General features: G+C 47.8%; 25 protein-coding genes, 3 tRNA genes and 1 pseudogene. 10 read left to right on the top strand and 19 right to left on the bottom strand.

Annotated elements, in window-relative coordinates; genetic code table 11:
* Positions 1-40: 40 nt before the first annotated feature.
* The gene (locus ASG02_RS12980) at positions 41-1,099 is read right to left on the bottom strand and encodes an NAD(P)/FAD-dependent oxidoreductase (RefSeq protein ID WP_056064111.1); all 1,059 of its coding nucleotides are present in this window, start codon (positions 1,097-1,099) and stop codon (positions 41-43) included.
* A gap of 185 nt (positions 1,100-1,284) precedes the next feature.
* Between ASG02_RS12980 and ASG02_RS12975 the strand changes: the two genes are divergently transcribed.
* The 4 genes from ASG02_RS12975 (at position 1,285) to ASG02_RS12960 (ending at position 5,074) form a co-directional block, all read left to right on the top strand.
* Positions 1,285-2,076 (top strand): ABC transporter ATP-binding protein, encoded by a 792-nt coding sequence (locus tag ASG02_RS12975; protein WP_023469594.1) that lies wholly within the window; start codon positions 1,285-1,287, stop codon positions 2,074-2,076.
* Positions 2,077-2,079: 3 nt separating this feature from the next.
* Complete coding sequence (locus ASG02_RS12970; RefSeq protein ID WP_035410799.1) at positions 2,080-2,991, top strand: iron-hydroxamate ABC transporter substrate-binding protein; 912 nt, start codon at positions 2,080-2,082, stop codon at positions 2,989-2,991.
* 77 nt (positions 2,992-3,068) lie between these two features.
* On the top strand, positions 3,069-4,070 hold the full coding sequence (locus ASG02_RS12965) for an iron ABC transporter permease (protein ID WP_035410802.1): 1,002 nt from the start codon (positions 3,069-3,071) through the stop codon (positions 4,068-4,070).
* Entirely contained in the window at positions 4,070-5,074 is a 1,005-nt protein-coding gene (locus ASG02_RS12960) for an iron ABC transporter permease (protein ID WP_197026239.1), read from the top strand. The genes ASG02_RS12965 and ASG02_RS12960 overlap by 1 nt, the downstream gene beginning before the upstream one ends.
* Positions 5,075-5,127: 53 nt before the next feature.
* Here the strand turns inward: ASG02_RS12960 and ASG02_RS12955 are convergent, their stop codons facing one another.
* From ASG02_RS12955 to ASG02_RS12920, 9 genes are all read right to left on the bottom strand, one after another.
* Positions 5,128-5,595 (bottom strand): hypothetical protein, encoded by a 468-nt coding sequence (locus ASG02_RS12955; RefSeq protein ID WP_035410806.1) that lies wholly within the window; start codon positions 5,593-5,595, stop codon positions 5,128-5,130.
* The gene (locus ASG02_RS12950) at positions 5,562-6,071 is read right to left on the bottom strand and encodes a hypothetical protein (protein WP_052019116.1); all 510 of its coding nucleotides are present in this window, start codon (positions 6,069-6,071) and stop codon (positions 5,562-5,564) included. The genes ASG02_RS12955 and ASG02_RS12950 overlap by 34 nt, the downstream gene beginning before the upstream one ends.
* A gap of 13 nt (positions 6,072-6,084) precedes the next feature.
* Entirely contained in the window at positions 6,085-6,537 is a 453-nt protein-coding gene (locus tag ASG02_RS12945; protein ID WP_035410810.1) for a hypothetical protein, read from the bottom strand.
* 120 nt (positions 6,538-6,657) lie between these two features.
* On the bottom strand, positions 6,658-6,816 hold the full coding sequence (locus ASG02_RS15735; protein WP_034801002.1) for a hypothetical protein: 159 nt from the start codon (positions 6,814-6,816) through the stop codon (positions 6,658-6,660).
* Between the two features lie 127 nt (positions 6,817-6,943).
* Complete coding sequence (locus ASG02_RS12940) at positions 6,944-10,690, bottom strand: S8 family serine peptidase (RefSeq protein WP_035410813.1); 3,747 nt, start codon at positions 10,688-10,690, stop codon at positions 6,944-6,946.
* Positions 10,691-10,914: 224 nt separating this feature from the next.
* Positions 10,915-10,990, bottom strand: a tRNA-Ala gene (locus tag ASG02_RS12935).
* Positions 10,991-11,094: 104 nt separating this feature from the next.
* A complete protein-coding gene (tatC, locus tag ASG02_RS12930; protein ID WP_035410816.1) occupies positions 11,095-11,874 on the bottom strand; it encodes a twin-arginine translocase subunit TatC in 780 nt (259 codons plus the stop codon).
* Positions 11,875-11,881: 7 nt separating this feature from the next.
* Entirely contained in the window at positions 11,882-12,079 is a 198-nt protein-coding gene (locus ASG02_RS12925; protein ID WP_029342825.1) for a twin-arginine translocase TatA/TatE family subunit, read from the bottom strand.
* Complete coding sequence (locus tag ASG02_RS12920; protein WP_023469604.1) at positions 12,079-12,738, bottom strand: redox-sensing transcriptional repressor Rex; 660 nt, start codon at positions 12,736-12,738, stop codon at positions 12,079-12,081. Before ASG02_RS12920 ends, ASG02_RS12925 begins: the two co-directional genes overlap by 1 nt.
* A 167-nt stretch (positions 12,739-12,905) precedes the next feature.
* On the opposite strand from ASG02_RS12920, the gene ASG02_RS12915 reads away from it, so the two are divergent.
* Together ASG02_RS12915 and ASG02_RS12910 are read left to right on the top strand one after the other, a co-directional pair.
* Positions 12,906-14,807, top strand: a complete 1,902-nt coding sequence (locus tag ASG02_RS12915) for an ABC-F family ATP-binding cassette domain-containing protein (protein ID WP_035410903.1) — start codon at positions 12,906-12,908, stop codon at positions 14,805-14,807.
* Positions 14,807-15,229 carry a hypothetical protein gene (locus tag ASG02_RS12910; protein ID WP_056064108.1) on the top strand — a complete coding sequence of 141 codons (423 nt, stop codon included), beginning with the start codon at positions 14,807-14,809 and terminating at the stop codon, positions 15,227-15,229. The genes ASG02_RS12915 and ASG02_RS12910 overlap by 1 nt, the downstream gene beginning before the upstream one ends.
* Before the next feature lie 130 nt (positions 15,230-15,359).
* Here the strand turns inward: ASG02_RS12910 and ASG02_RS12905 are convergent, their stop codons facing one another.
* Together ASG02_RS12905 and ASG02_RS12900 are read right to left on the bottom strand one after the other, a co-directional pair.
* Complete coding sequence (locus tag ASG02_RS12905) at positions 15,360-15,953, bottom strand: flavin reductase family protein (protein ID WP_035410823.1); 594 nt, start codon at positions 15,951-15,953, stop codon at positions 15,360-15,362.
* 19 nt (positions 15,954-15,972) lie between these two features.
* Positions 15,973-16,371 carry a DoxX family protein gene (locus tag ASG02_RS12900; RefSeq protein ID WP_035410825.1) on the bottom strand — a complete coding sequence of 133 codons (399 nt, stop codon included), beginning with the start codon at positions 16,369-16,371 and terminating at the stop codon, positions 15,973-15,975.
* Positions 16,372-16,554: 183 nt separating this feature from the next.
* On the opposite strand from ASG02_RS12900, the gene ASG02_RS12895 reads away from it, so the two are divergent.
* The 3 genes from ASG02_RS12895 (at position 16,555) to ASG02_RS12885 (ending at position 18,166) form a co-directional block, all read left to right on the top strand.
* Entirely contained in the window at positions 16,555-16,875 is a 321-nt protein-coding gene (locus tag ASG02_RS12895) for a helix-turn-helix domain-containing protein (RefSeq protein WP_023469609.1), read from the top strand.
* 106 nt (positions 16,876-16,981) lie between these two features.
* On the top strand, positions 16,982-17,437 hold the full coding sequence (locus ASG02_RS12890; RefSeq protein ID WP_035410828.1) for a flavodoxin: 456 nt from the start codon (positions 16,982-16,984) through the stop codon (positions 17,435-17,437).
* 69 nt (positions 17,438-17,506) lie between these two features.
* A complete protein-coding gene (locus ASG02_RS12885; RefSeq protein ID WP_035410831.1) occupies positions 17,507-18,166 on the top strand; it encodes a haloacid dehalogenase type II in 660 nt (219 codons plus the stop codon).
* A gap of 46 nt (positions 18,167-18,212) precedes the next feature.
* Here ASG02_RS12885 and ASG02_RS12880 read toward each other — a convergent pair whose 3' ends face one another.
* The 7 genes from ASG02_RS12880 to ASG02_RS12850 form a co-directional block, all read right to left on the bottom strand.
* On the bottom strand, positions 18,213-18,782 hold the full coding sequence (locus ASG02_RS12880; protein WP_035410835.1) for a hypothetical protein: 570 nt from the start codon (positions 18,780-18,782) through the stop codon (positions 18,213-18,215).
* A 28-nt stretch (positions 18,783-18,810) separates the two neighbouring features.
* On the bottom strand, positions 18,811-19,818 hold the full coding sequence (gene tsaD, locus ASG02_RS12875) for a tRNA (adenosine(37)-N6)-threonylcarbamoyltransferase complex transferase subunit TsaD (protein ID WP_035410838.1): 1,008 nt from the start codon (positions 19,816-19,818) through the stop codon (positions 18,811-18,813).
* Positions 19,815-20,249 (bottom strand): ribosomal protein S18-alanine N-acetyltransferase, encoded by a 435-nt coding sequence (rimI, locus tag ASG02_RS12870; RefSeq protein WP_035410841.1) that lies wholly within the window; start codon positions 20,247-20,249, stop codon positions 19,815-19,817. Before rimI ends, tsaD begins: the two co-directional genes overlap by 4 nt.
* Before the next feature lie 13 nt (positions 20,250-20,262).
* Positions 20,263-20,916, bottom strand: coding sequence for a tRNA (adenosine(37)-N6)-threonylcarbamoyltransferase complex dimerization subunit type 1 TsaB (tsaB, locus tag ASG02_RS12865; protein ID WP_035410843.1), 654 nt, complete (start codon positions 20,914-20,916; stop codon positions 20,263-20,265).
* The gene (gene tsaE, locus ASG02_RS12860) at positions 20,913-21,362 is read right to left on the bottom strand and encodes a tRNA (adenosine(37)-N6)-threonylcarbamoyltransferase complex ATPase subunit type 1 TsaE (RefSeq protein WP_035410846.1); all 450 of its coding nucleotides are present in this window, start codon (positions 21,360-21,362) and stop codon (positions 20,913-20,915) included. The genes tsaB and tsaE overlap by 4 nt, the downstream gene beginning before the upstream one ends.
* A gap of 119 nt (positions 21,363-21,481) precedes the next feature.
* Positions 21,482-21,558, bottom strand: a tRNA-Met gene (locus ASG02_RS12855).
* A gap of 34 nt (positions 21,559-21,592) precedes the next feature.
* Positions 21,593-21,669, bottom strand: a tRNA-Met gene (locus ASG02_RS12850).
* 129 nt (positions 21,670-21,798) lie between these two features.
* Between ASG02_RS12850 and ASG02_RS12845 the strand changes: the two are divergent.
* Positions 21,799-22,268: pseudogene (locus tag ASG02_RS12845) on the top strand (NUDIX hydrolase).
* Positions 22,269-22,449 lie beyond the last annotated feature (181 nt).

The raw sequence follows: 22,449 nt of genomic DNA, 5'->3' as shown, positions 1-22,449 counted from the left end.
ATCCGCTTGTTTTCAAGCATTTTGGACGTTTTCATAATTTTTAAGATTGTTGATTAACGCGTTCCTCAATCAACGCACGATTGCGTTTTTTGAAGACCTCATTGTGTGACGACACCATCGCCACTTTTGGCGCTTCCGGCTCAATGAAGCGTTTCGCCCGGTTGACGGCGTTTGCCGCATCTTGGAACGCACCCGAGATCAAATGGACCTTCCCGTCGTGCGAAAGAATATCTCCTGCTGCATATAGTCCCGGTACACTCGATTCACTCGCGGCATTCCCGGCGATGTAGAAGTCATCGACCCGTGCAATATCGAGGTCACACGCGTCAAGTAGCGCCGCATCTTGTTCATACCCATGATTAATGATGACTTCATCAATTGGAATCTCGACGACCTCATCTGTTTGACAGTCGATCAATTCAACCGACGCGATCCGTTGGTGATCGGGACTGGCGATTAATTTGTGAATCGTCGTATTGAGGAGGCAGACCGCCGAACTTTTGACAAGTTGATCAACTTGCGCCTCGTGCCCTGAAAAACAATCTCGCCGATACGTGACGTAGACCTTTTTCGCGACCGGTTCGAGTTCGTTTGCCCAATCGATCGCTGAGTTCCCACCACCTGAGACGATGACGGTCTTTCCTTTAAAGCGTTCAATCGATTTAACCGTATAGTTCAAGTTTGACACTTCGAAACGTTCCGCGCCTTCGACTTTTAATTTTTGTGGATTGAGGATGCCACCGCCGACCGCGACGATGACCGTCTTCGAATAATGAATCTGCCCCGATTCCGCTTCTAAGACGAAGTTACCGAAGACGTCTTTTGCGATCGAGATGATCTTTTCATTCAATTGAACAGTCGGTTGAAATGTCAGTCCTTGTTCGACGAGTTGAGCCATGAGTTTTTCACCAGTGATCGGCGGCTGTCCACCGACGTCCCAGATCATCTTTTCCGGATAGACGTGCAGTTTTCCTCCGAGTTCTGCTTGATACTCGATCAATTTCGTCTTCATACCTCGAAGACCACTATAGAACGTCGAATATAACCCTGCTGGTCCTCCACCGATGATCGTTACGTCGAACAACTCCTGTTCCCTCATCTCACTCACTCCTCATCCTTGATTGTTATTGATTATCATTCTCACTCTCTCATGATAACGTGAACATCTCTTGAACACAAGAAAAAATGTTGACAGCGTTTTTATGAGACTGGTATGGTTAATGAGACGATAGTGATAATCATTATCATTGAAAAATGGAGAGAACAACGAAGGAGTCGTCGCGTATGGTACGTCTAGCAACAGAAGAAATCAATATCGGCTACGGTGATCGTCCCATCGTCAAAGACTTGTCCGTCCAAATTCCCGATCGTCAAATCACAACGATCATTGGCGCGAACGGATGCGGCAAATCAACTTTGCTGAAAGCGATGACACGGATCATTCCCCATCAATCGGGGCGGGCGTTGCTCGATGGTCTTGATATCGCGAAGGAAAGCACGAAGCTGCTTGCTCGGAAGATGGCTATCCTGCCACAAACTCCGGAAAGTGCAAGTGGTCTAACGGTCGCAGAGCTCGTCTCATACGGTCGTTTTCCTTATCAAAAAGGATTCGGACGCTTGACGAAACACGATTATGAAATCATCGATTGGGCACTCGAAGCAACGGATACGATGGCGTTCAAACATCGTCCGGTCGATGCGCTGTCTGGTGGTCAACGTCAACGGGTCTGGATTGCGATGGCACTCGCCCAAGAGACGGATATCATCTTTCTCGATGAACCGACGACTTATCTTGATCTCGCCCACCAACTCGAGGTGCTCGAACTGCTCGAACACCTCAACCGGACCGAAGGACGGACGATCGTCATGGTCCTGCATGACTTGAATCAAGCGGCACGCTTCGCCGACTATATCATCGCCATGAAAAACGGCGAAGTCGTCAAAGCCGGAACGTGTGAGGAAGTCATCGCAAAAGATGTCTTACAAGAAGTATTCCATATCGATGCTGAAATCGGACGCGATCCGCGGACGAACAAGCCGATGTGTATCACCTACAACTTAATCAAGGGAGATTAAATCATGAAGAAACTACTTGTACCGGTTCTACTCATTCTCACGCTCGTCATCGCAGCGTGTGGCAATACAGAGAAAAAAGACGACGCAGCATCTGGTTCGAAAAACGAAACGATCACATATAAATCAGAAAATGGAAACATTAAAGTTCCAGCTCATCCAAAACGAGTCGTGGTCCTCGCTGGTTTTGCCGGCAACGTCATGGCACTCGGCGTTCCTGTCGTTGGTGTTGATTCGTGGTCAAAAGCGAATCCGAAGTTCGATAAACTAAAAGATGTCACGGAAGTTTCGGAAGAGAACGTTGAAAAAATCATCGAACTCGATCCTGACTTGATCATCGGCTACTCGACAACGAAAAACCTCGACAAAATCAAAAAAATCGCTCCGACGGTCACGTACACATACGGAAAAGTCGACTACTTGACGCAACATATCGAAATCGGTAAATTGCTCAACAAAGAACAGGAAGCACGCGATTGGGTCAAAGACTTCAAAACACGTGCCGCTGCTGCCGGTAAAGACATCAAAGCAAAAATCGGTGAAGATGCTACTGTTTCTGTCATCGAAAGTTTCGATAAACAACTCTACGTCTTCGGCAACAACTGGGGTCGTGGAACAGAGATTCTCTATCAAGAAATGAAATTAAAAATGCCGGATAAAGTCACGAAGATGGCATTAAAAGATGGTTACTATGCGTTGTCACCAGAAGTCCTCCCTGAATATGCAGGCGACTACCTCGTCTTCAGCAAGAGCGCAGAAGCGGACAACTCATTCACGAAAACGGATACGTTTAAAAACATTCCAGCCGTCAAAAACGATCATGTCTTCGAAGTCGATTCGAAGGAGTTCTACTTCAATGATCCTCTCACACTCGAACGTCAACTCGAGTTCTTCAAGAAAAGTTTCCTTGGTGCATAATAAATAAGGGAGGGAACCTGCGGGATCCCTTCCTTTTTTGCGGCTCACTCCCTGAATCAGAAATGGAGGCGACATTCATGTCAGCTGGTCGAATTCCGTTCGGCATAAAAATCACACTCGGTCTTGTCCTCTTTTTCGGGATGTTCTGGATCGCGATGACGTTCGGCGCTGCCGATACGACGATCCGCGAAGTCTGGAACGCCTTGACGTTCGGACCGTTGAATGAAAAAGCAAAAATTGTCCAGGAAATCCGCCTGCCACGGGAATTAGCAGCAATCCTCGTCGGAGCGGCACTCGGTGTCTCTGGTGCCATCATGCAGGCGATGACACGCAATCCCCTCGCCGATCCTGGTCTGCTCGGTCTGACGGCGGGTGCGAACGCAGCACTTGCACTCGTCATCGTCCTGTTCCCGAAAATTGAGTACTTCGGTATCATGATTGCTTGTTTCTTCGGAGCAGCACTTGGGGCAGCACTTGTCTTTGGAATCGGTGCTTCGAAAAAAGGTGGTTTTTCGCCACTCCGGATCGTCCTTGCCGGTTCTGCAATCTCAGCCTTTCTGTATGCGATTGCGGAAGGCATCGGCATCTACTTCAAGATCGCTCAAGATGTCTCACAATGGACGTCCGGTGGACTCGTCGGGTCGACATGGGGACAACTGCAAGTCATCACTCCGGTCATCGCGATCGGGATTGTGATTGCCTTCATCTTCTCCCGACAATTGACGATTCTCAGTCTATCGGAAGAAGTCGCGCTCGGACTCGGGCAGAACATCCAGCGGATCAAAGCAGTACTTTATGTTGTCGTCATTCTGCTTGCAGGTGCTGCTGTTGCACTCGTCGGTAACATGGCGTTCATCGGGCTGATGATTCCACATATCGTCCGCGCGATCGTCGGGACGGACTATCGGTTCATCCTGCCAATGACCGCGATCTTTGGTGCGACGTTCATGTTACTTGCCGATACGATCGGTCGGACATTGTATGCTCCCTACGAGACTCCGGTCATCGCGATCGTCTCAATGCTCGGACTACCATTCTTCCTCTTGATCGTTCGGAAAGGAGGGCGTGCTTTCTCATGATGGAATCTCGTTTACGTCGTCGCCAGCAACTGACGTTTTGGACGTTACTGGCACTATTAATCGCAACACTCGTCGTCAGCATCGGTCTCGGACCTGCTTCCCTATCCTATGATCGTTTGTTGCCGACGTTACTTGGAAACGGCTCGTTCAAAGAGGAGTTCGTCCTCTATTCGCTCCGCTTACCACGACTGCTCATCACCGTCATGGCAGGAATGGCACTCGCTTTATCCGGTTCGATCCTCCAAGGGATCACGCGCAATGAACTCGCTGATCCTGGTATCATCGGCATCAATACCGGAGCTGGTGTCGCCGTCGCCTTGTTTTTCCTGTACTTCCCGGTCGATGTCGGATCATTCATTTATCTGTTACCGATCGCTGCCTTTCTCGGTGCACTCGTGACCGCGATGGCGATTTATCTATTCTCATACGATCGTGTGCAAGGACTGCAACCGATTCGCTTGATTTTGACTGGTGTTGGCTTCTCGATGGCGCTTTCCGGAATCATGGTCATTCTGATTTCGTCGACGCGTCGTGAAAAGGTCGACTTCATCGCTAAGTGGCTCGCTGGTAACATCTGGGGGACGGACTGGATCTTCGTCTACTCACTGTTACCGTGGTTACTCGTCTTGATTCCGCTGACGTTCTATAAGGCGAATAAACTCAATCTCCTTGCCTTGAATGAACCGGTCGCAATCGGTGTCGGCGTCGCGCTTGAAAAAGAACGGATCCAACTCTTGTTGACAGCCGTCGCACTTGCCGCTGCTGCCGTCTCTGTCACCGGTGGGATTTCCTTCATCGGTCTGATGGCGCCACATATCGCCCGCGCGCTCGTTGGACCACGGCATCAGTTCTTCTTGCCGATTGCCCTCTTGCTCGGCGGATGGTTGCTTGCGTTCGCTGATACGATCGGACGCAACATTGCGGGACCGGACGGCGTGCCAGCTGGAATCGTCGTCGCCTTGATCGGAGCACCTTATTTTATCTATCTCTTGTTGAAGAAATAATCAAAAATCCGCATCAAACAGCGTCTTTCGCTGATTGATGCGGATTTTTTGCTTTATCGTTTCCACCACGCACGTTCGATTTCCCCCATCGAGACGTAGGCTGGATCGATTTGTTTGGCTAACCGATTCATTCGAGTGACACCAAGACTAAACCCACCAATCCAAAAGAGGAAGACGACGAATAAATAACCAGGAGCACTTGGAATCGACAGCATGACGACGGCGATCAGCCATGCAACGACATACCCGATGATTGTCAGACGAGCGACCTTTTGAACGGTTTGTTGATACATAGTTGGTGTTAAATATGACTTCATGAGCCGTAGACGGACAATTTCTCGAGAGACTGCTGTCGCGCAAAGACAAAAGAGCATGATCTGAAGAAAGACGGATGTAATTGTCGGCATAAACCAAGCAGGTAACGCAAAAATCAATCCAGGGACCAAAAAGAAATAGGCGACGGAACGCACAGGACGTACCAATAGGTTCAGACGTGCTTGTCGCTCGAATAGGTGTTCCATTGCGATGTTCCTTTCTGTCTGACGAAGCGGGCAACTTCAACGTCACTGATATAATCTGGATCACGCTTTCCGTCACGTCGGATGATCCATTCGCTGATGAAGTAGAGCGGTGTTAAGATCGCAAATATCGCAACAAACATCTGCCAGAATGGTCTATCGATCGTCTGAATGATGACGACCGTCAAGACGGCGTACAACAGAACATGACTACCGATACGGAGTAGAAATTGCCGGCGAACTTGTGCGTTTGAGAGATAGTCTTCTAAAATTTCTCGTTTTTTTAGTTGATAACGAAAATCGGAGGCGAGAAAAATGGCTGGAATCGCCAAAATCAGCATCGGGAGATCCTTCCATTCAATCAAGATACCGACTGTTATGAACAGAAACATGTTCCAATACCAGCGTGTACCGAGCCATTCGACGTCCCGGTACGCGAGGGCAAGTTTTTGTAGACGTTCTTCTCGATCCGTTTGCATGACATCGTCTCCTTTAGCAAGCTTGATGAATTTCTTTTTCCGTCACATACGTTGGATCGATCTTTCGTGAGACGAACTCTAGCGTTTTTCGGCAGATCCAGTAAAACGGAATGACGACGATGATCAGACCGATTAAGAAAGACATGTTCGGGCGATCAGCTGCCCAGACAATCAGGGCGGCAAGCGCTCCGTATTGTAAGATGCCGATCAAGACATGCACCTGATAGAGACGTCTTGCTGATGCCTCTGATGAATATTTCGCGACAAGCGCGAACCGCTTGCGTTGTACGAGCATGTCATAGCCAAAATACAATAATGGGACGATCATCGCATAAACCGGCTTCTCCAGTGTGTTACTGAGTGCTAAAAATGCTGCAAGCATGACCCATATGCCGGTCTTTGTCTTTTGGTGCATCTCTTCGTATAACGTCGCTAATGCTTCCGTTTGTGTATGTACGTGTTCCATGATCTCCCACCTCTCTATACTGTCATATACTTACATTTTACTGTATCGGTTTCACCTGTAGTGCGATTTTTCAAAAAAAAGATGTCCTGTCGCTTCGGACAAGACATCTTTCATTAGAGACTATGCACTGACCTGGATGATCAGATAGATGACACTATAAGCAACGATCGCGAGCGGTATCAACGCGACACCGATCAGCCAGCCATTTTTGTCACGGATACCGAGATATAAAACGAGACACCCTACGATGAAGGCGATTAATGTCGTAAACGGATTCATGGTCGTTCCCCCTCTAATTGTTTCTGCTCTTAAATTTCCCCCTCCACTCGTCTCATAAACCCTTCAAGGCGCTTCGACACACAACGAAAAGCCAGACGGATTTCCGCCTGGCTTGTTCATTGTTAACTTATTTTTTCGTGATGACGACTGTTTTCGTAACGACGTGTCCACCCAGATCCTTCAGTTTCAAGTTGTACGTGTTTTTTCCTTTTTTGAGCGTCACTTTTTTCGTGATCGTCTTTTTGAAGGCTTTCATGACGTACGGTTCTTTGAACGTCCGGCGGTATTCCGCGCTACCATTGAAGTCGAAGCGTAATTCGCTGTAGTTATCGCGAAGTACGATCTTCATCTCAGCTGTTTTTGTTTTACTTGAGACGGTTTTTGGTGCTGTGACGCGAATCGTTGGTAATTCTGTGTCGATGATGACTTGACGGTTGAACGCCACACGATTTCCTTTTCCATCGTATGCTTCGACCTTGAATGACTTGACGCCATCTGTCGTGTACGTCACGTCATGGCTGAACGCATAGTTTTGTTGGGCTGCATCGAAACGCAGTTTAACAGTTTTTCCGTTGATCTTGAACGATTTGATACCTGACTCATCAGAGACATGACCCGCGATGTTGATGACTTTTGATGTTGCAAGACCAAGAGCGACCGGTGTATCGATTTGAACATTTGGTACGGCTTTATCAACGCCTGTCGTGTTGACGTCTTTTTTCACACTGTTTCCAGCATAGTCTTTGACGACGAAGGCAATCTTCGCGCGCTCCGGCAGATCCGTCAACGTGTACGCTTTTTCTGTTGCGGCAAGTGGTTGCTTTAAGACACTCTTGCCATTGACGAGGATATCGTATGACGCAACTCCTGTTCCTTGGTCGCCTGCTGTCCATGAAAGTGTTGATTTCGCAGCATCCCATTTCACAGTAGCTGCTGGTTTTTTCGTATCGACATAGACTGGGAAGAGATTCGTCTGCCATTTTGCGTTCGGATAATCGATCACCGATTTGACTTTGTAGTAGTAAAGACCATCTTTGACCGGTTTCCCGTTGATCGTTCCGTCCCAAGCAGCGCTTGTGACTGGTGTGTAGCCGTCCTCTGAACCGCTGTCGTAGTAGTTCTTGACGACGTCCGTTTGCATATCAAGCTTCTGAAGTGTTGTTTTATTCCGGTCAAGAATCGAATACTCGACTTTTTTCGCATTGCGAAGGAATGAGATGATCGGGAAAGCTTCATCTGCGCTACCGTCGTTGTTCGGTGAGAACGAGACTTTGTTCGCGACAACTTTTCCAGCGGCATTCGTACCAAGGAATTCGAAATCATCCTTCACTTCAGTCGCTAGACCTGTCAATCCATAGAACGTGTTGTTTTTATCGTACAATGGTGCATCTAAAATCGGAGCTTGATCCCATTTTCCTTTGAACCCAACATAAGGAACTGTCAGTTCTGGATTTTTGCTCTTCGTATCGATCAGACGGACGAATCCTTCGACGAAGTAGCCGTTTTTAAAGACTTGTTCAAGCGGAAGCTCGTTCGCCCAGTCAGTTGTGTTCTTCAAATCGACTGACACGCTGACTTTCGTTGAGCTCTTCGGATTAATCGAGACTGAACTCGCTTTCTTCGAGCCGACTGCAAATGAGATCGGGTATGTGCCTGTGTTGGCATCTACCGTACCGATCGTTCCTTTTTTGAAGATTCCATTTGCTTCAAGGAAGTTCGATCCTTTTGCACCGAGATCTGATTGAACCGTTCCCGCTAGCTTATACGTCACTTTTTCATTGCTGTAGTTTTTTAAATCAAGCGTGAATGTGAACTTCTCGCCGACTTCCTTCAAGGATGCCTTGCCTTCACCTGACTTTGTCTCTGTGATGACGACTGGTGTCTTCATCGCAGCACGAAGATCCATCAGTCCAGCTCCCTCACGACGTGGGGAGTAGAAGTTGCCTGTTTTCAATTGTGCGTTGTATTTTCCTTGATCGAGTTGCGGACGCGATGTATTCATCAAGATGTTTTTGGCGAGTTTAACGCGTGTTGCACCAGTGACTTTGAAGTCCTTCGCAATCCGTTGCATGACGAGTGCTGTTCCTCCAGCGACGTGTGGTGCTGCCATCGATGTACCGCTCATGACGCCATACTCGTTATCATTAAGCGTCGAATAGATTTTCCCACCTGGTGCCGTGATTTCCGGCTTGAAGTCAAGGCTTGGCGTGACACCCCATGACGTGAAGTCAGACATTTGTCCTGCGACCGGGTTATCGGTTGAGACCGCTTTTCCGTCAAATGTCACTGCGATTGCCTTGCCTTCTTTTGCTTTTGCTTCGAGATCATTCCCGTCCGCGATGCTAAGCGTCACGAGTGGAATCGTCGGATTGTTGAGCGCCATGCTGACGTAATCCCCGTGATCGACTTTACCACGGACGATGACACCTGCTGCGCCTTGCTTCTCAGCTTCTGCTTGAATCATGCTGTAGTTAAAATCACCTGTTCGCACGACGAAGACGACTTTCCCTTTGACGTCTTTACCTTCATAGTTCGAAGCTTGACCGTCACCGACATACACGACATCCTTCTTCTCTTTATCGAAGACGGCAATCGGATTCGGCGAATCTTGTTTTTGGTATGCCAAATAACCGACATCCTGACCGTCGATCGTCAGCGCCATGCCTTCAAGCGTCAATTTCGTATTTTCGAGTGACGCGACTTGGAGCGCCTGGCTCGTCAATCCTGGTGCACCAACGACACCGATATCCGGGTTTGCTGTATATGGATTACCCGCACCATGACCTGCAAACGCCGAGTTACCAGCAGAGATCGCACACAAGATACCGTTGTTCATCGCGTTGACGATCGCGCGTTGCTCCGGATCATCTGCGTTGACGAACGATGCCGTCGAACCGAGACTCATGTTGATGACGTCCGCTCCAAGTGCGATGGCATCATCGATTGCTTTGATGTAGATATCACTAAATGTCGATGGCATCCCTGGATCGTTACCGAAGACCTTCATCGCAAGGAGCTGTGTTTCTGGAGCGACCCCTTTAATGCCGCCGTTCGCTTCATCCCCGTTTGCTCCGACCGTACCTGCGACGTGCATCCCGTGCATCGATGCCCCCGCACCTAAGTCACGGATTTCGCTGTCGTGATCGGCATAGTTATAGCCGTACGGTACTTTTTCCGTGAAGTACTTTCCTTTTAAGCCTTTTGTTTCTTTCGTACTCTCGACCTTCGAAGAGGTTAAATCCACCTTTGTCTCTGGACTCAAGACCATGTCCTTGTGCGATGGATCAATCCCCGTATCGATGACCGCGACGACGGTTCCTTCCCCTTTAAAGCCATAGTCCTGCCACGTTTCCTTCGCATTGACCATGTCCTTGCTGTACAGCATGTCTGGCTTGGCACCTTTATCGACGGTTGGGCGCGCATATTCGTGCGCGATATGTACACTTTTGACTCCGTCGAGTTGTTTGATATCTTCGATGTCACCGAACTTCACTTCACCACTGAATCCATTGATGACGGTTGTGAAGCTTTCTTTATATGTAACAGGAATCGCCTTTTTAGCGATAGCTGACTTGACTGATTTTTGGACGCTGACGAGTCGATCCTTGATCGATTCCTTTTCGGCATTACTCAATGTGCTATACCGCTTGTTTTGAGCTTGGGCGATTTGAATCGCCGGTTTTTGTTCCATCTCGATGACGACTCGAACTTTATCCGATTGTTTGTAGTTCTTTTCTTGCCCCGATTTCTTCAGTGAGAGCGCCTGCGGTTTTTGACCCGTCGCTTTATCTTGCGAGGACAGTGCACCTTGCGCACTGACTAGATTGGAAGACGTCATTAAGACGGCTGCCATAAGTGCAATCTTCTTCTTCATGCGTTCGTTTCCCCTTTTCTGTAAAACCATAGTAGTAATACTAATAAAACAGTTTAAAGAAAATTCTGTATTTTTAGTTTAATGAATTTAATGGAAATAAACAATTTATATTTGTCTATTTTTTTAATTTATTTCTTTTTGGTGACATTTTATATTTGGAAGGAATTTAACTGGGAACATAAAAAAAAACTCCTCGAGCACTCGAGGAGTTGAACGTATGAACTTGGTGGAGACTATCGGGATCGAACCGACGACCTTTTGGCTGCCAGCCAAACGCTCTCCCAGCTGAGCTAAGCCCCCATGAATTATCTTTAGTATACGCATCGCTAACTGCTTTATCAATATAAACATAACGCTTTCATAAAAAAGAATTCCTCCCGAAATTGCTGGAAGGAATTCACGATTCATTTATTCAATTCACGCATCAAATCCGCCTGTCGTTCAAGCTCTGCCTGTTGCTCGAGGATCAAGACCTTTTTATACGTCCGCGCAGAAATCAAGATACTGATTTCATAGAGAACGAACAACGGCACTGAGATCATCAAGTGTGACGTCACGTCCGGCGGTGCGATCAATGCCGCAACGACGAACAGCGCGAAATACGCATATTTCCGATTCTTTCGCATGAAATATGGCGTCACAAGACCAAGACGTGTCAGGAACATCGTCACGACCGGCAATTGGAAGAGAAGACCAAACGGCATCGTCAACCGGATCAAGAAACTGAAGTAGTTTTCGACCCCGATGACTTGCTCGATCCCCAATTCTTTCCCGAGATCCGTTGAGACTTCGAGCAAGAAAGGAAGCAACCAGAAATACGAGAAGGCTACACCAGCCAAAAATAGAAAGAAGATGACTGGAATATATGTCAGTGTTGCTTTTTGTTCCTTTTCATAAAGCCCTGGTCGGACGAATGCCCACAGTTGATACATCCAGAACGGTGACGCTAAAATCAGCGCGATGATGAACGCAAGATTCAAATACAACATTAAAGGATCGGCGACGTTGAAGGCATTTAATCCGATACCGAGCTCTTTTAAGTCCGCTTGCAGAAAACGGACGAGCGGTCGGACGAGCGGAAATGCGACAGCGAACAGGACGACGACGATGAGGAGCGACCAGACAATCCGCTTACGCAGTTCGTCTAGGTGCGACGTCATGCTTTGTTCTTGATCAACCGTCATGATTCAATCACTTCTCTTTCGGTTCGTCCTTTTTATCGTCGTCCATGATGCCGTTCGTGGCATTCTTGAACTCTTTCAATGTTTGACCGGCAGCACGACCGAATTCCGGTAACTTCTTCGGTCCAAAGATGATCAACGCGACGACAGCAATTAATCCGATACTCGCAGGTCCGATACCTAACGTGAGCGGGATAAGGTTTTCCATTATGATTTCACTCCTTCAGCTGATTGCGAATAATGCTTCATGAAATAAACTAACGACTGCAACTCGATCGATAAATCGATGTGATGAACCCGAACGCTCGCTGGCACGTTCAACCGTGCAGGCGTGAAGTTCAGAATGCCTGTCACACCATACTCGACTAACTCATCCGCTACTGACTGTGCGAACTGGGATGGAACCGTCAAGATGGCGACATCGACCTGATTCGCTTCGATTTGTTCTTTCATGTCCGAAACATGATAGATTGGAACGTCATGCGTCGTTGTTCCGACCTTCTCTTCGTCCGCATCAAACGCAACGACTATCCGAGTACTATTATTCTTTAAAAAGTTATAATTTGCAAACGCTGTTCCGAGATGACCGACCCCGATCAAGGCGACATTCGTCACCTCATCTTGATTCAAGGTTTTCCGGAAAAACGTTAAGAGATGTTGAACGTTATATCCATACCCCTTCTTCCCTAGTGCCCCAAAGTAGGAAAAGTCGCGACGAATCGTTGCTGAATCAACCTTCACCGCCTCGCTTAACTCAGCAGAAGAAACGCGGAGCTTACCTGAATTGTATAAACTTTGGATGAAACGATAATATAGCGGCAACCGTTTTGCTGTCGCTTGTGGAATTTTTGTGTCTGGTCCATTCATCCTGCAGTTCCCCCTTCGGCCACATCCATCGTGGCACCCAAATCTTTGCAAAAAGCTTTCTACTCTCCTTGATTGTAAACCACTTCACATAGAGTCACAAATAATATATTCCGCAGGACCTCGCGCTTTTGTTCGTGATAGACTAAAGGGTGGAAGGATGGATGGAAATGATACTCTTACAAGTCAACCAACTCTCGAAATCATTCGGCGTCGAGCCGATTTTAGAAAATATCAAACTAGAAGTACAGGAGCGCGACCGAATTGCGCTCGTCGGTCGAAATGGTGCCGGTAAATCAACCTTGCTCAAAATCATCGCTGGTGAACTCAGTCATGACTCGGGCGATATCATGAAAGGTAAAGATGTCAAAATCGGCTATCTCGCGCAAGACAGTGGTCTCGAATCGAATGAGACGATCTGGAACGAGATGCTGACCGTCTTTGAACATCTGCAAGAACAAGAACGGACACTGCGCCGGATGGAAATCGAGATGGGCATGGAGCACATTTTGAACGACCCGGTCGCTTACGATCGACTTCTGAAGACGTACGATCAAGCGCAACATGACTTCTCTGAAGCAGGTGGTTATCAGTTTGAGGCGAATATTCGCTCCGTCCTGCACGGCATGCGCTTTTATCCAGACGATTACTCACGCCGGATCCAGACATTGTCCGGAGGTCAACGGACACGGCTCGCCTTAGCGAAGATGCTCCTGCAAGCACCAGAGCTTCTCATTCTCGATGAGCCGACGAACCATCTGGATATCGATACGCTTGCTTGGCTTGAAAGTTACCTCGGTGGTTATCGTGGTGCCGTTCTGATCGTCTCGCACGATCGGTACTTCCTCGATCAAGTCGTCAATGTCGTCTATGAGCTCTCTCGTAATGTCTGTCGTAAGTTCACGGGGAACTATACGAAATACCTCGAGCAAAAAGCGGCATTGTACGATCAAGAAATGAAACAGTTCGAACAGCAGCAAGAAGAAATTGCAAAGATGCAGGATTTCATTCAACGAAATATCGCTCGGGCGACGACGACAAAGCGTGCTCAAAGCGTTCGAAAACGGCTTGAGAAGGTCGACCGGCTCGATCGACCAGATGGAGATGAACGCAGTACGGTCCTCTCCTTCCCAATCGAAAAACAGAGCGGGAATGACGTTCTTCAAGTCAATCAATTGGCAATCGGTTACGAAGAAGCTGTCTCAAAAGACATCACGTTCCGCTTGCAACGCGGCGAATCACTGGCACTCGTCGGACCGAACGGAATCGGGAAGTCGACGCTCTTAAAAGTCCTCGTCGGTCGTTTACGTCCTCTCTTCGGTGATTTCCGTTTCGGCACCGGCGTCTCGATCGGGTATTACGATCAAGAGCAAGCGGAACTCAATGACCGGAACCGTGTCATCGATGAGATTTGGAACGAATGGCCACTGATGCGCGAACAAGAAGTCCGTTCTGTGCTCGGACAATTCCTGTTCAGCGGCGACGATGTCTTCAAAATCGTTCATGAATTGTCTGGTGGCGAACGCGGACGTCTCGCGCTCGCAAAACTGAAACTCCGGAAGACTAACGTCCTCATCCTTGACGAGCCAACGAACCACTTGGATCTGGATTCGAAGATGGTCCTTGAGAACGCTCTCGTCGACTATGAAGGTACGCTACTCTTCGTCTCCCATGACCGCTACTTCATCGATCGGATCGCGACACGCGTCATCGAGATGAGTGAAGCTGGTGTGACAGAATACCTCGGCGATTATTCGTACTACACAGAGAAGAAGGCCGAACAAGAAGAAATCGCTCGCCTTGAAGCCGAAGAGGCAAAAGCGGCAAAAGTCACGGCATCGAAGACGATCGACAAAGAAGCACAGAAAGAAGAAAAAAAACGCCGTCAGCAAATCGAACAACTCGAACAAGATATTGAACGGCTCGAACAGCGTTCAGCGGAAATCGAACAGTTGCTTTGCGAACCGGAAGTCTTTAATGATATTCCAAAAGCGACAGCGTTATCTGCGGAACGGGACCAGATCGATGTCGATCTACTCGAATTGATGGAACGATGGGAGAACCAACACTGATGCGGACGAAAAGCTTTTTCATTAACTTGATTCAAGGACTGCTATCCGGCATCCTTTATTTCGTACCGATGTATGCGGACTACGTGTCGACCTTCATCCGGCCGGATGCTTTTAATGCCGCGCTTCCTTTGTTTCTCCTGATTTCTTGTATGATTGGTCTCGTCATCCAGACATGGAGCGGTCTTTTCGTCAGTTTACTCTCGGGATTATGCTGTACGCTCCTGACGACACAGCTATTCGTCGAACTCACTGACCCGTTGATCCTATCGTATTACGGTAGTGTCTCACCGCTCACCGCTTTCTTGATCAGCTGTGTCGGCATTTGGGCACTCGCAATCGTCTTTTATTTGCTCGATGGCTATCAGTACAGTAAACGTCATGGTCTTGAAGCCTCTTCAAACGAAATCGATTCGCAACCTTGAAGTCCGATCGATGAATCAGATGAACGACATGAGAAAAAGGAGTGGAGATTCCGGTAGCTAGACCGGTATCTCCACTCCTTTTGTTTGAATCAAAACGAATCGTACGATGAATCAAGCATTCACACTACTATCATTTTGTCGGTCGGGCAATCGTAAACGTCTTCCCGATCGTCGCATAATCATTCCCTGCTAAACGAGCGACAGCCTTCAATCCTGCTGCGTCAATCCGGAACGACTCGACGAGTTCATCCGCGACGTGATAGCGCAGTACTTCCCCGATCAACAGATCGGCACCTTCTAGCTCGACGTGTTGCGTTAAGCGCATCTCGAACCGGATTTTCGCTTCCGCGATTCCGGGCACGTCGATTGCATCGCTATCGACGAGCGTTAAATCCGTCCGTTCGAGTTCACTTTCACCGTAAGCGAGTGGCGCAGCCGTCTCATTGACTGCGTCGACGATTTCTTCGCTGACGATATGGATGACATAGCTTTGTTTTGCTAGGATATTACGTGCCGTATCCTTTTGTCCCTGATCCGTCCGTTGTACGGCAATCACCAGTTGTGGCGGACTACTTGATGCGACCGTAAAGAAGGAAAAGGGGGCGGCGTTGACCGTCCCGTCTTCCCCTAGCGTCGTCACGAAGGCAATCGGACGCGGAATGATGCTTCCGATCAGTAATTTATAATTGTCTTTTGCGCTAAGCGTTGATGCCTCGAACTTCATGAATGACCCACCTTTTTCCTCACCCGATGAGTGCAGCGAGTGAATAGTCTCCAGCACCGATCATCGCCACTCCAAGGGCGATGACGATCAATGCCATGTTGTATTCGTACCCGTTCTGCGTCACCCAGTAACCATTCGCACCGTGTACTTTAACGATCGCGACAAGCATCGAACCGATGATGAGGATTGCAGCGATCCAGAGGAATACCCCGCCTGCAAACAATAATCCACCGATTAATTCAGCAAGACCCGCTGTAATCGCGAGTGCTTTTCCTGGCTTCATGCCAATTGATTCGAACCAACCGCCTGTTCCAGCGATGCCGTGTCCACCAAACCAACCAAATAATTTTTGTGTACCGTGTGCAGCAAATGTTAAACCGATGATTAAACGAATGATTAAAAGTCCTGTATCCATCATTTCTCTCTTCTCCTTTTACCTAATGTTTTTAAGTTACTTTAAGTAACTCGATAAACAGACTATATCTTATCACTTACTAAAAGTAAATAGATTTGTTTTAGTTCTTTTTGTTACATTAAGTAAAATGATTCGATTTTTTTAGCAGAAGCGGGTATACTACAACTATAGAAAGGATGAGTGCTGATGGAAGAAGTCGCAATCCAACCGGCTCTTTGTCCCAAAGTCGAACATGCCTTTGAAATCTTAGGTAAGAAATGGACAGGTCTGATTTTACGTCACTTGTTGACGAAGACATGTCGTTTCAATGAGATTCAAGATGCCATCCCCGAATTATCAGGTCGTATGCTCACGGAACGTATGAAGGAGCTCGAAGCGGAAGGCATCGTCATCCGGACTGTCATTCCCGATCGTCCGATTAAGATTCAATACAGTTTGACCGACAAAGGGCGTCAACTCGAACCGGTCATTCGTTCCATTGAGGAATGGGCCGAACTACAAGACTAATGTATGAAAAAGCATCTTCTTCGGAAGGTGTTTTTTTATATGATCTTTTGACATTGATAATCATTATCAATTAAAGTAAGGAAGTACAGCGAAAGGAGGAACATGCATGCAGATTGCAATTGGATTCGTCAGTATGTCCGGTAATACAGAAGATATCGTCTCGATCATTCAACGTGAGCTCGAGCAACACGATGTCAACGTGACGATCACAGAACTGGATCAATTCGTCGGGGAGGATCTATCACGTTTTGATGGTCTATTACTCGGCTCATATACATGGGGAGACGGTGATTTACCGTATGAAGCAGAAGATTTCGTCGAGGAGCTACGGGAACAATTTTTAGACGGGATGCCGGCTGCTGCTTTTGGCTCGGGTGATCTTGATTATCCGAAGTACTGCGCAGCCGTTGATTTGATTGAAGACGCATTAAAAGAAGCTGGGGCGACCATCGTCACGGATGGCTTGAAGATTGAGTTTGATCCGAACACACCGGAGAAACAAGCCGCTTGTCGCGCGTTCGCACAGACGTTTCATCGCTTTTTGCAGCAGGTGCATTCATAAGTATCGTTTGAATCCGTCATGTAAGGGAATTCTTAAAACAGACTCTATGAAAGTGAGATGAATGTTTTTATGACGATTCAAGCACTCGTCTTTGACGTCTACGGTACATTATTCGATGTCCATTCCGTCAAAGAGCAAGCAGAGGAGCTGTATCCGGGACACGGAGAAGCGATCAGTAAACGCTGGCGAGAGAAACAACTGGAGTACTCCTTCTTGCGACAATTGAACGGACAATATGTGCCGTTCAGCCAAGTGACACAAGATGCCCTCCGTTATACGTTACTCGAACTGAAGCTCCATGTGACCGAGGAACAAATCACGACTTTAATGGAGACGTACCTGACACTTGATGTGTACCCAGAAGTTAGCTCTGTTCTCGAGACGATGGCGCATAAGCGTTTGGTCGTCTTCTCGAATGGTTCCCATGATATGCTCGATCCGTTGATCGAACAGTCAGGTTTAGCCGATCGGTTCGAACATCTCGTCAGTGTTGATGACATCAAACACTATAAACCAGCACCTGCTTCTTATATGCATGCGTTGAACACACTCGGTTTAAAACGCGAGGAGATCCTCTTCATGTCCTCGAACGGTTGGGACATCACCGGGGCAAAGAGTTTCGGCTTCAAAACGGCATGGATCAATCGAAACGGACTTCCGGTCGAAGAATTAAATCTTGATCCGGATCGCATCTATGATGACTTGACCGGTATCACTGAATGGCAATGAACGAACAACAGCGGACTCCTTTTTAGGAATCCGCTGTTTTAATGGATTAGTAATTGGAAAGACGTGAGTAGCCCTTCTTGAATAGATCGAGTTTCAGCCCGCCCTCTTTTTCGATGAAGAAGAGGTATTCGTTTTGATCCGTATCTTTATAAAAGACCTTAAATAACGTCACAGTCCGTTTTTTATTGTTTTCAACAGCTGTCACCTCGTGCTTCGAGATCACTTCTGCTTGGACTTGTTCCGCATCCATCTTTTGAATCATCGGTTCGAATGACTTCTTCTCTTGATTCGTCACTGGTGTTCCGGGAGCAATCATGAAATAATCATCACTCGCCTTGTTCGTTAAACCGTACTTCCGATCGACGATGACGACGTTACTGAGCTTCCCATTGATTGTCTGATCAAAAGCGTACAACTTTTGAATCCGGGTTTTTTCCCCTTCTGCTCGTCCGATTTCGTAAAGTGGACGTTGTTTCGTGTTCGTCTCGACCGCTTTCTTATCGGGTACGAGTTCTTCCTTATAGGCGACTTGGTATGCGTTGACGATTTCTCGGACCTGAAGTCCGATCGCGACGATGACCAGTACCGCTAACAATGCGATGATGACTTTTTTCATTCCATTTCCCCCAAGTTGTTCGGATTCCTTACTTTAAATCTAGCCCAGGTTCTGCATTCATGGCAAGTGTCGAATAGCGTAACGCGCGATATGGATGAATCGCAGCCGCTCCGATCATCGCCGCATTGTCTCCACACAAGTGCATCGGCGGAATGACGAGATCGATTCCTTCCTTCGCACACGCTGCTTCGAGACCGTTACGTAATCCTTTGTTGGCGGCGACACCACCAGCAAGCAGCAGTTGGCGTCCCCCTTTATCCTTCACGGCACGGATCGCCTTCGTCACGAGGACTTCGACGACGCTCGCTTGGAAACTCGCAGCTAAATCCTCCGGGATGATCACTTCTCCCCGTTGCTCAGCGTTATGCACGGCATTGATGACCGCTGACTTTAAACCGCTGAAGCTAAAGTCATACGAGTCCTTCTCGAGCCAGACGCGTGGAAAATGGAACGTATCCTGACCGGTTTGTGCCAACTGATCGATTCGTGGACCACCTGGATACGGTAACTTCAATGTTCGAGCGACTTTATCATAGGCTTCCCCTGCTGCATCATCTCGTGTTTCACCGATGACTTCATATACACCGTCTTCTGGCATGTAAATCAGTTCCGTATGCCCACCTGATGCAATCAAACAGACGAGCGGGAATTCAAGCTCTTGTACGAGACGATTCGCGTAGATATGACCTGCGATATGATGAACACCGATCAAAGGCTTATTATGCGCAAAAGCAAGTGTCTTTGCCGCACTGACACCAACGAGTAATGCCCCGACCAGTCCGGGACCTTCCGTGACAGCGATCGCATCGATATCGTCGATCGTTACGTTTGCTTCCGTCAACGCATCATCGATGACGTATGTGATTCGTTCGACATGATGTCGTGATGCCACTTCAGGCACGACTCCACCGAATCGTTTATGACTTTCAATTTGAGACGAGACGACATTCGATAAGACGTTGGTTCCTCCACGAACGACGGCAGCCGCCGTTTCGTCGCAGCTCGATTCGATTGCTAGAATCAATGGTTGTGTCATAAGTCTTCTCCCTCCAGCTCCAGCCAATAGATGGCAGCATCTTCATTGTTGTCCTGATAATATCGTTTTCGGATACCAACATAGTGAAATCCGAGTTTTTCATATAAGGTTCGCGCCGGTGTGTTCGAGACACGTACTTCAAGTGTCATCGCCCGCAAATCGAGTGCACGACCGACCGCGATCAATGCCGTTAGCAAGTCTTCCCCAAGTCCTTGTCCGCGGTGCGACTGCTTGACGGCAATATTCGTAATATGTCCTTCATCCGCAATATGCCACAGACCAGCAAACCCGACGATACCATCTTGATCGGCAACGACATAATAGGCATTCGGATTTTGTGTCATTTCTGCTTCGAAGGCATCCAGTGTCCACGGTGTCGCAAACGATTCGAGTTCGACGGCGTGAACACCTGCAGCATCGTTTACGGTCATGCGACGAATCCCCTTACTCATGACGCTGTGCCTCGATCCATTTCGCTTCTGCTTCAGCCAGACGCAGGTAACGTGGCTCAAACGCATGCGCTTCGACTGTCTCGCGTGTTGCACCGAGTAAGGCGAGCACTCCGGCACGCGGCGTCCGAAACGCAGGAGCCGCCTTTTCAAATGGTTGAAGAAGTTCTTCAAATGTATCGACGTCTCCTGTGATGAGCGTATCTGGCGCTAACGTCTTCACAAAAGAGGCGATTTCGACATGTTGTTCTTCACCGATTCGTTTCCCGGCGTCGTATACTCCGACAAAACCTGCACCACGTCGCGCATCTTGAATCGCTGCGACGCGTCCCGTATGACCTGTCGAAGCTGCCATCAGTTCAAGTGTCGAGATGGCAACGAGCTCGATACCGAGTGTATAGGCAAGTGTCTTCGCTGTCGTCGCTCCAATCCGTAATCCCGTATAAGAACCAGGACCGTCAGCAACGACGACGCGTGTCAGTTGGGATGGTGCCCACTTCGCTTCCGCCATCAAGCGCTCAAGTAACGGCATGAGTTTTGTCGCATGATTCAAAGACGTGACGTAAGAAGCTTCTGCTACGATCTGTTTTCCGTCTGAAAGAGCGACCGATAATTGTTTCGTCGATGTATCAATAGCTACGATTTTCATGATCTCAATCCCTCACATAATGTAATGTATCGTTCTCCGATCGGTGTCAGCTCAAAACGGCGGCTATCGTCACCCGTTCGTGTAATCGTGATTGCCAACCGTTCCGGTGGAAGGCTGTCCGCAATCAATTCAGACCACTCGACGACGGCGACGCCTTCACCATTCAAATATTCTTCAAGTCCGATATCATCACCGGAACCTTCCAGGCGATAAACATCCATATGATAGAGAGGGAGACGTCCCGTATAGACTTTCATGATCGTAAAGGTAGGGCTATTGACATGACGCGTCACACCTAATCCTTTCGCAAAGCTTTGAGTAAAGGTCGTTTTCCCAGCACCTAAATCTCCGTCAAGCGTAATGACCATCCCTGCTTCAGCACGTCGTCCGAGTTCAAGAGCTAAGGCAGTCGTTTCTTCCAAGCTGTTCATTTCCAGTTCTATCATACGATGTCTCCTCCTTTAATACGTACTGTTCGTCCTTCTCTATTGTACCGGACGAAAAAGGCAAAAAAAAATACGAAACGCTGAACGTTTCGTAGTAAAGTTGAAGTTAAGTTTAAAATTGGTTGCGGGGGCCGGATTTGAACCGACGACCTTTGGGTTATGAGCCCAACGAGCTACCAGACTGCTCCACCCCGCGACGATAAACGTTTCGGATTTGATTATTTAAAAATTGGTTGCGGGGGCCGGATTTGAACCGACGACCTTTGGGTTATGAGCCCAACGAGCTACCAGACTGCTCCACCCCGCGATGATATAACGTTTCGACAGATATTAATATAACATGTGTTTTTTAAATTGGCAAGTCTTTTTGCCTCATTTCTTTTTACTAACTGTCCTAATGAATATTCTTCTATACTGATACGAAAGGAGTGAACAGATGGGATACTTATTAGATTTACGAAAAATCGTAGGAAATCGACCGTTGATCAGTGTAGGCGCGACCGTACTCGTCATGAATTCACAATTTGAACTGCTATTTCAATATCGTTCGGATACGCACAGTTGGGGGCTCCCGGTGGTTCAATGGAACCGGGTGAGACACTTGAAGAAGTCGCGATGCGTGAGTTGCAGGAAGAAACCGGACTTCAAGCACAAAGCGTTCAACTGCTAGACGTCTTTTCTGGTCCTGATTACTTCTTCCGTTATCCAAATGGTGACCAAACCTACAGTGTGATTCATCTCTTTCAAGCAAAAGACGTATCCGGTACATTACAAATGACAGATGGAGAGAGTCTCGACTTACAATATTTCTCCTTAAATCAATTACCAGCACCTCTTGAAGCGCGTGCTGCAGCGCTATTACGTCAAATCAAGTCTCGCCTTCTTGATACAACACCTTCTTTTTAATCTAGATGCTTGTCTTAAAACTGACTTGATGACGGATTGACGTTCACTTGTCAGTTTTTCTATTTCTTTCGGGACTACACACAAAAAGACCGACCTGCAATCTGCAGATCGGTCAAGTGCCTGGCAACGTCCTATCCTCACAGGGGGAAGCCCCCAACTACTTTCGGCGTTCAAGTGCTTA

This window comes from Exiguobacterium sp. Leaf196 (genome assembly GCF_001423965.1).
GTDB lineage: Bacteria > Bacillota > Bacilli > Exiguobacteriales > Exiguobacteriaceae > Exiguobacterium_A.
The sequence above is the reverse complement of the archived record's forward strand: the minus strand, read 5'-3'. Positions and strand labels throughout refer to the sequence as shown.

What these genes read in the sequence shown, in the direction of transcription:
- ASG02_RS12945 (WP_035410810.1), bottom strand. Translation starts at nt 6,537, where the DNA reads ATGGAACACGTACATACACAAACGGAAGCATTAGCGACGTTATACGAA.
- ASG02_RS12885 (WP_035410831.1), top strand. Translation starts at nt 17,507, where the DNA reads ATGACGATTCAAGCACTCGTCTTTGACGTCTACGGTACATTATTCGAT.
- tatC (WP_035410816.1), bottom strand. Translation starts at nt 11,874, where the DNA reads ATGACGGTTGATCAAGAACAAAGCATGACGTCGCACCTAGACGAACTG.
- ASG02_RS12880 (WP_035410835.1), bottom strand. Translation starts at nt 18,782, where the DNA reads ATGAAAAAAGTCATCATCGCATTGTTAGCGGTACTGGTCATCGTCGCG.
- ASG02_RS12900 (WP_035410825.1), bottom strand. Translation starts at nt 16,371, where the DNA reads ATGATGGATACAGGACTTTTAATCATTCGTTTAATCATCGGTTTAACA.
- ASG02_RS12895 (WP_023469609.1), top strand. Translation starts at nt 16,555, where the DNA reads ATGGAAGAAGTCGCAATCCAACCGGCTCTTTGTCCCAAAGTCGAACAT.
- ASG02_RS12955 (WP_035410806.1), bottom strand. Translation starts at nt 5,595, where the DNA reads ATGGAACACCTATTCGAGCGACAAGCACGTCTGAACCTATTGGTACGT.
- ASG02_RS12925 (WP_029342825.1), bottom strand. Translation starts at nt 12,079, where the DNA reads ATGGAAAACCTTATCCCGCTCACGTTAGGTATCGGACCTGCGAGTATC.
- ASG02_RS12960 (WP_197026239.1), top strand. Translation starts at nt 4,070, where the DNA reads ATGGAATCTCGTTTACGTCGTCGCCAGCAACTGACGTTTTGGACGTTA.
- ASG02_RS12915 (WP_035410903.1), top strand. Translation starts at nt 12,906, where the DNA reads ATGATACTCTTACAAGTCAACCAACTCTCGAAATCATTCGGCGTCGAG.
- ASG02_RS12965 (WP_035410802.1), top strand. Translation starts at nt 3,069, where the DNA reads ATGTCAGCTGGTCGAATTCCGTTCGGCATAAAAATCACACTCGGTCTT.
- ASG02_RS12890 (WP_035410828.1), top strand. Translation starts at nt 16,982, where the DNA reads ATGCAGATTGCAATTGGATTCGTCAGTATGTCCGGTAATACAGAAGAT.
- ASG02_RS12940 (WP_035410813.1), bottom strand. Translation starts at nt 10,690, where the DNA reads ATGAAGAAGAAGATTGCACTTATGGCAGCCGTCTTAATGACGTCTTCC.
- ASG02_RS12920 (WP_023469604.1), bottom strand. Translation starts at nt 12,738, where the DNA reads ATGAATGGACCAGACACAAAAATTCCACAAGCGACAGCAAAACGGTTG.
- rimI (WP_035410841.1), bottom strand. Translation starts at nt 20,249, where the DNA reads ATGACCGTAAACGATGCTGCAGGTGTTCACGCCGTCGAACTCGAATCG.
- tsaE (WP_035410846.1), bottom strand. Translation starts at nt 21,362, where the DNA reads ATGATAGAACTGGAAATGAACAGCTTGGAAGAAACGACTGCCTTAGCT.
- ASG02_RS12970 (WP_035410799.1), top strand. Translation starts at nt 2,080, where the DNA reads ATGAAGAAACTACTTGTACCGGTTCTACTCATTCTCACGCTCGTCATC.
- ASG02_RS12975 (WP_023469594.1), top strand. Translation starts at nt 1,285, where the DNA reads ATGGTACGTCTAGCAACAGAAGAAATCAATATCGGCTACGGTGATCGT.
- tsaB (WP_035410843.1), bottom strand. Translation starts at nt 20,916, where the DNA reads ATGAAAATCGTAGCTATTGATACATCGACGAAACAATTATCGGTCGCT.
- ASG02_RS12905 (WP_035410823.1), bottom strand. Translation starts at nt 15,953, where the DNA reads ATGAAGTTCGAGGCATCAACGCTTAGCGCAAAAGACAATTATAAATTA.
- ASG02_RS12950 (WP_052019116.1), bottom strand. Translation starts at nt 6,071, where the DNA reads ATGCAAACGGATCGAGAAGAACGTCTACAAAAACTTGCCCTCGCGTAC.
- ASG02_RS15735 (WP_034801002.1), bottom strand. Translation starts at nt 6,816, where the DNA reads ATGAATCCGTTTACGACATTAATCGCCTTCATCGTAGGGTGTCTCGTT.
- ASG02_RS12980 (WP_056064111.1), bottom strand. Translation starts at nt 1,099, where the DNA reads ATGAGGGAACAGGAGTTGTTCGACGTAACGATCATCGGTGGAGGACCA.
- ASG02_RS12910 (WP_056064108.1), top strand. Translation starts at nt 14,807, where the DNA reads ATGCGGACGAAAAGCTTTTTCATTAACTTGATTCAAGGACTGCTATCC.
- tsaD (WP_035410838.1), bottom strand. Translation starts at nt 19,818, where the DNA reads ATGACACAACCATTGATTCTAGCAATCGAATCGAGCTGCGACGAAACG.